The 4,419-nt window shown below is 65.2% G+C and carries 5 protein-coding genes; 4 read left to right on the top strand and 1 reads right to left on the bottom strand.

The annotated features are described in order from the left end of the window. Together EN781_RS27105 and EN781_RS27100 are read left to right on the top strand one after the other, a co-directional pair. Positions 1–427: DUF533 domain-containing protein (locus tag EN781_RS27105; protein WP_127400504.1), on the top strand; the 427-nt coding region annotated here is incomplete at its 5' end. A gap of 225 nt (positions 428–652) precedes the next feature. Beyond that, a complete protein-coding gene (locus tag EN781_RS27100) occupies positions 653–1,405 on the top strand; it encodes an SDR family oxidoreductase (protein WP_126059367.1) in 753 nt (250 codons plus the stop codon). 29 nt (positions 1,406–1,434) lie between these two features. Here EN781_RS27100 and EN781_RS27095 read toward each other — a convergent pair whose 3' ends face one another. Beyond that, a complete protein-coding gene (locus tag EN781_RS27095; RefSeq protein WP_126058440.1) occupies positions 1,435–2,619 on the bottom strand; it encodes a pyridoxal phosphate-dependent aminotransferase in 1,185 nt (394 codons plus the stop codon). An 83-nt stretch (positions 2,620–2,702) separates the two neighbouring features. On the opposite strand from EN781_RS27095, the gene EN781_RS27090 reads away from it, so the two are divergent. Together EN781_RS27090 and EN781_RS27085 are read left to right on the top strand one after the other, a co-directional pair. Beyond that, positions 2,703–3,389: a GNAT family protein gene (locus tag EN781_RS27090; RefSeq protein WP_126058441.1), complete on the top strand. Its 687-nt coding sequence runs from the start codon at positions 2,703–2,705 to the stop codon at positions 3,387–3,389. Between the two features lie 13 nt (positions 3,390–3,402). Beyond that, positions 3,403–4,392 carry a cation diffusion facilitator family transporter gene (locus tag EN781_RS27085; protein ID WP_126058442.1) on the top strand — a complete coding sequence of 330 codons (990 nt, stop codon included), beginning with the start codon at positions 3,403–3,405 and terminating at the stop codon, positions 4,390–4,392. Positions 4,393–4,419 lie beyond the last annotated feature (27 nt).

Below are 4,419 nucleotides of genomic sequence, written 5' to 3'. Positions count from 1 at the left end.
CTTCCACCCCTCGCAGGCGCCGCAAGGCGAGGACGAGTTCACCCTGACACTGGTGCGGGCGATGATCTCGGCGGCGAAGGCCGATGGCCATGTCGATGACGAGGAGCGTCAGAAGATTGCCGGCAAGCTGCAACTCGCCGGCATCGGCACCGAGGCGGAACAATTCCTGATGGCGGAACTGGAGAGCCCGCTCGACCTGGATACGCTGGTCGCCGGCGCCCAGACCGACGCGCAGAAGCTCGAACTCTATACGGCCTCGCGCCTTACCATCGATCCCGACACGCGCGCAGAGCGCGGCTATCTCGACCTGCTCGCCGGTCGCCTCGGCCTGCCGGACGCGTTGGTCGACCATGTCGAGGCGACGGTGTCGGCGGCCAAGGTGCCGGTTTCCGAAAAGCCCGGAACCTCGCCCAATCCGCGCTGGTGAGTGCGACAGCCGGCGCCGCGCACGGTAACGTCTCGTTAACCGAGGAAGCGCATCATTCTAAGCAGTCGGACCGGCCTTTCCTCCTCCCAAGCCCGGTTCAGATCAGGGCGGTCGCCAATGACCGCCCTTTTTGTCGGGCCTGATGGCTGACAAGTTGGCTTGCCATCGCCTGCGTCATTTGCGATGCCAAGCTGCAGCGATGACCGGAGGACGCCGATGACTGCCATGACAGAGAAAACCGCCATCGTGACCGGCGCCGGCACGGGCATCGGCAAAAGCGTTGCCACGGCGCTGCTCAAGAACGGCTGGAACACCGTGTTCTGCGGCCGCCGCAAGGCGGTGCTGGAGGAGGCGATTGCCGAGGCCGGCAAGACCGATGCCAAGGCGTTGGCGGTTGCCTGCGATATCAGCAAGGCCGACCAGGTCGACGATCTGTTCGAAACGGTGGTGGAAGCCTTCGGGCGCGTCGACCTGCTCTTCAACAATGCCGGCATGGGCTACAAGTCGACGCCGATCGACGAGATCCCGGTCGAGGTCTGGAACGATATTGTCGGCGTCAACCTCACCGGCTCGTTCCTGTGCGCCCGCGCCGCCTTCGGCGCCATGCGCCGGCAAAAGCCGATGGGTGGCCGCATCATCAATAACGGCTCGGTGTCGGCCTATGCGCCGCGTCCGGGCTCGGTGCCCTACACGGCGACCAAGCACGCCATCACCGGGCTGACCAAGACGCTGGCGCTGGATGGCCGGCCCTACGACATCGCCTGCGGCCAGATAGACATCGGCAATGCGCTGACCGAGATGGCGCAGCCGATGACGGTCGGCGTGCCGCAGGCCAACGGGTCGATCGCCGCCGAGGCGGTGATGGATGTCGAGCGCGTCGCCGACGCGGTCGTCCACATGGCCAGCCTGCCGCTCGACGCCAATGTGCTGTTCATGACGGTGATGGCGACGAAGATGCCGTTCGTCGGGCGCGGGTAGCGCCCGGCCTTCCCGCGAGGGAAGCGAGGTCACTTCTTCAAGAACGCCTCGATCCGCTCCATCGCGCGCAAGATGTTCTCCTCGGAATTGGCGTAGGAGAGCCTGATATAGCCTTCGCCGAGAATGCCGAAATCGGGACCGCCGATCAGCGCCACGCCGGCGTCCTCGAGCAGCGCCGAGGCGAGCTTCTTGGCCTTCCAGCCGGTCTTCGAGACATTGGGGAAGGCATAGAAGGCGCCCTTCGGCGTGATGCAGGAGATGCCCGGCAGCGCGTTCAGCCCCTCGACCACGATCTTCCGGCGGTTGTCGAAGGCGCGCATCATCTTCTCGACGTCGTCCTGCGGGCCGTCGATCGCGGCGATGCCGGCATACTGGCTCGGCGCGTTGACGCAGGACCAGCAGTTGACCGCCAGCTTGCGCACCTTGTCGTAGAGATGGGTGCCGTTGTCGCCGTTCGGCCAGATCGACCAGCCCATGCGCCAGCCGGTCATTGCCCAGGTCTTCGACCAGCCGTTGAGGACGATCAGCCGGTCGCGGATCTGCGGGAAGTTGAGCAGCGAAAAATGCGTCTCGCCGTCATAGGTCATGACGTCGTAGATCTCGTCGGAGAGGATGGCGACATGCGGATGCGCCTCCAGCCCCTTGACCAGCTTCTCGATCTCGGCGCGCGGGGTGACGCCGCCGGTCGGGTTGGCGGGCGAGTTGAGGATCAGCAGCCTGGTCCGCGGGGTGATCAGCGCCAGCGTCTCGTCGGCAGAGAAAGCGAAGCCGTTTTCCTCGCGGATCGGCACCGGCACCGGGGCGGCGCCGGTGAACTCGATCATCGAGCGATAGATCGGAAAGCCGGGATCCGGATACAGGATCTCGGCGCCCGGCTCGCCGAACATCAGGATCGCCGCGAACATGGTCGGCTTGCCGCCGGGCAGGATCATCACGCTCTCCGGCGAGACCTCGACACCGGTGGTGGTCAGCGTGCGGCGCACCACGGCTTCGCGCGTCGCCAGCAGGCCGTTGGCCGGCGTATAGCCATGATGGCCGTCGCGCAGCGCCTTGATCGCCGCCTCGACGATGTGCTGCGGCGTCTTGAAGTCCGGCTGGCCGATGCCGAGATTGACAATGTCGCGGCCCTGATGGGCAAGTGCGGTGGCACGCGCCAGCACCGCGAAGGCATTTTCCTCGCCGAGACGGTCGAAGGCCGCAATCGTGTGGAGCATTTTTCCCGTCCCTGTGGTTCTTACTGTAGGCGAGCGTTTTTGTGAGCGTCCTTCGGCAAAAGTCAAACGGATTGGAGTTTTCGGTGTCGGAAAATCTCAAAGACTGGCAGCCGCGCCCGCGCCCCGAGCGCAAGGTGCTGGAGGGGCGCTATGCCAGGCTCGAACCGCTGAGCGCCGCAAAGCACGGCGACAGCCTCTACGAGGCCTCTTCGGTGTCCGATGTCGGCGGCCGCTTCGCCTGGCTGCCGGACTATCCGCCGGAAACCCGAGCCGCCTTCCAGCCCTGGCTGGACAAGGTCGAGGCCAGTGAGGATCCGCTGTTCTTCGCCGTCATCGACAAGGCGAGCGGCAAGGTCGCCGGGCGGCAGACGCTGATGCGCATCGACCCCGCCTATGGCGTGATCGAGATCGGCAACATCTATTGGGGGCCGCTGATCTCGCGCAAGCCGGCGGCGACCGAAGCCCAGTTCCTGTTCATGAAATACATCTTCGACGATCTCGGCTATCGCCGCTATGAATGGAAATGCAACAATCGCAACGAACCGTCGAAGCGCGCCGCCGAGCGTTTCGGCTTCAAGTTCGAGGGCATTTTCCGCCAGCACCTTGTCGTCAAGGGCGAAAACCGCGATACCGCGTGGTACTCGATCATCGACAAGGAATGGCCGGCGCTGCGCAGAGCCTATGAGGCTTGGCTCGATCCGGCCAATTTCGACAATGAGGGCCGGCAGAAGCGGCGGCTTGAAGACTTCCGCGCCGAGTTCGGCGCGTAGCAGGAGCAGGCAGATGGCGTATAGCCATGACCACGGTTCACATGCACAGGACTCGCACGGCCACAGCCATGGCGCGGGCCATGTGCATGGCTCGACCGACAAGAAGCGGGTGCTGATCGCCGCCTGCCTGACCGCCGGCTTCATGGTCGCGGAGGCGCTCGGCGGCCTGCTGACCGGGTCGCTGGCGCTGCTTGCCGATGCCGGCCACATGCTTGCCGATGCGATCGCGCTCGGGCTCGCGTGGTATGCCTTCCATCTCGCCGGCCGCCCGGCCACGGTTCGCCTGACCTACGGGTTCGGCCGGGTCAAGACGCTGGTCGCCTACACCAACGGCATCGCCATCTTCGCCATTGCGCTGTGGATCGTCTACGAGGCCTGGGGGCGCCTGGTGGCGCCGGCGCCGGTGCTCGGCGGGCCGATGCTGGTGGTCGCGATCGCCGGCCTAATGGTGAATATCCTCTCCTTCTTCGTGCTGCATGGCGGCGATCGCGAGAACCTCAACATGCGCGGCGCCATACTGCATGTGCTGGGCGATCTGCTCGGCTCGGCCGCTGCCATCGCCGCGGCGTTGATCATTCTTGCGACAGGCTGGACGCCGATCGATCCGATCCTGTCGGTACTGGTCTCGCTGCTGATCCTGTCGACGGCTTGGTCGCTGATGCGGGAGGCCGCCCATGTGCTGCTCGAAGGCGTGCCGGCAAGCCTCGACCGCGACGTGATTGCCAAGGACCTGGAGGGCGCGGTCAAGGGCGTGCGCGAGGTGCATCACATGCATGTCTGGTCGCTCGACGGTTCCAGCAACATGGCGACGCTGCACGCCTGCCTGAATGATGGGGTTGATGCCCATATGGCGGTCAGCGCCATCAAGAAGCGGCTCGCCGCCGAGCATGGCATCAGCCATGCTACCGTCGAACCGGAATTCGGGCACTGCGCCGACGATGATGACGATCACGGCCATGATCACGCGCATCATGCGGCGCCGCATCGCGGTCACTATCACTGATGGATCGCGATACGCGCAATGCGGCGC

Origin of the sequence: Mesorhizobium sp. M4A.F.Ca.ET.090.04.2.1 (genome assembly GCF_003999085.1) — a bacterium.
GTDB lineage: Bacteria > Pseudomonadota > Alphaproteobacteria > Rhizobiales > Rhizobiaceae > Mesorhizobium.
Note: the sequence above shows the minus strand (reverse complement) of the source record. Positions and strands in the feature narration are given on the sequence as shown.